Source organism: Thermomonas sp. (assembly GCF_025993755.1).
Classification (GTDB): Bacteria; Pseudomonadota; Gammaproteobacteria; order Xanthomonadales; family Xanthomonadaceae; genus Thermomonas.
Genome location: NZ_JAMQHN010000198.1, coordinates 1 through 1,602 on the forward strand (window position 1 = coordinate 1; position 1,602 = coordinate 1,602).

The window sequence follows — 1,602 nt, forward strand, 5'->3', positions numbered from 1 at the left end:
AGCGTTCCGGCGCGACGCCGCTCGCGCGTTTGCAGCGTTTCAGCCTGGCGGCGCGCACCGGCCAGGGATTGTACCAGGCCGTGCCGGAAGCAGCGACCGATGCCAGGCAGATCGCCGGGTGGGCGATGCCCGCCGGGCGAGCGACGAGTTCGCGCCAGCAGTGGGAAATGCTCTGGCAGCCGACGTGGGATGTGCTGCCGGAGCTACGCGCCCGCACACAGCGTCTGCGCTTCTCGGCATCCGGGCACGAGGCGTTCGTCGTCTTCCAGCGCGGCTTGTTCGATCCACGCCGGGTCGATGTCTACTGCTGGTCGCCACGCGCCTTGAGCGCCGCCCTGCTGATGGCGTTGCGTGATTGGACGCATCGCGAAGGTTACCGCAGCCTGACACTGCTCGTGCTGGCGGAGGCCGCCAATTCGCTGGGCACGGAGGCCGAAGCCGACGGTTACGTGCAGGACGTTCTGAGCCTGGAGGTCTAGCTATGCCGGTCTACGAACCCAGAGGCGTCGAATATGCCATCGTCAGCGGGCACGTCGGAGTCGTGCTCGAAAACGGCGCGCGGATGCCTGCCTACTGGTCGCACCCGAACATCGGCGGCACCTTCCCCAGCGTGGCGCTGATCCATGACTGGTGGGGTATTCGCCCGGTCGAGCGGCGGCTGGCGCAGTCGCTGGCGCAGATGGGCTATTACGTGATCGTGCCCGATCTCTTCGACGGCGAGACGGCCGAGACAGCGCAAGAGGCGATGGCGCTGATCGAGAAGCTGGGCGAACGCGGCTACCAGGCGGTGGATGCAGCGCTGAGCGTGATGGAAAAACACCTGCGCTCGAATCGCAACGTGGCGGCGATCGGCCTGGGCATGGGCGGCAGCCTGGCCTACGAAGCGGCGATCAAACGCACCGATCTGGAAGCGGCGGTCTCGTTCTACGGCTTCCCACAGCGCTACCTTGGACAGTTCGCCCAGGCACACGCGCCCATTCTGGCGATCTACGGCAGCGAGGAGCCGTACACCAAAGCGCCGGTGATCGAACGGCTGCGCACGGAACTGGCACAGTCGCCGCTGGCGCATGAAGTCCACATCATCCCGAACGCCGGGCGCGATTTCTTCGGCGGCAGCACCCGCGCGGCCACGCAGGCCTGGGAACTGCTGGCAGCGTTCCTCGACCAGCACCTGAGCAGCGAACCGCGTCCAGCGAGCGCATGATGTCCGCGCAGGAGACGCACAAGCAGGCTGTGTGCCAGGTCGTCGCGCTGGGTCGGATGCACTACGCCGAGGCCTGGGCGCTGCAAAACACGCTGGCCGAAGCGCGCGGGCGTGACGACATCCCCGACCGGCTGCTGCTGGTGGAGCATCCGCACACCTACACGTTCGGCAGCGCCGTCCATGAAGAAAACCTGCTGCTCGACAGCCATCAGCTACGCGCGCGCGGCATCGCCGTCTTCCACAGCGATCGCGGCGGCGACATCACCTATCACGGCCCCGGCCAGCTTGTCGGCTACCCAATCCTGAAGCTGGCGAGCGCCCACGGTGCGCTGCGGGCGGACGTGCTCGCCTACGTGCGCGCGCTGGAGACGGTCATCATCCGCGCGCTGGCCGATTTC

Annotated in this window: 2 protein-coding genes and 1 pseudogene; all 3 read left to right on the forward strand. The window is 67.3% G+C overall.

The features are described from left to right. The coding region (locus Q0X16_RS13160; RefSeq protein WP_297835298.1) for a hypothetical protein at positions 1-479 on the forward strand (479 nt) is incomplete at its 5' end. A gap of 2 nt (positions 480-481) precedes the next feature. Further along, a complete protein-coding gene (locus Q0X16_RS13165; RefSeq protein WP_297835301.1) occupies positions 482-1,204 on the forward strand; it encodes a dienelactone hydrolase family protein in 723 nt (240 codons plus the stop codon). After that, positions 1,201-1,602 (forward strand): annotated as a pseudogene (locus Q0X16_RS13170) (hypothetical protein); the annotation flags it as partial. The gene Q0X16_RS13165 and the pseudogene Q0X16_RS13170, both read left to right, overlap by 4 nt.

What these genes read in the sequence shown, in the direction of transcription:
- Q0X16_RS13165 (WP_297835301.1), top strand. Translation starts at nt 482, where the DNA reads ATGCCGGTCTACGAACCCAGAGGCGTCGAATATGCCATCGTCAGCGGG.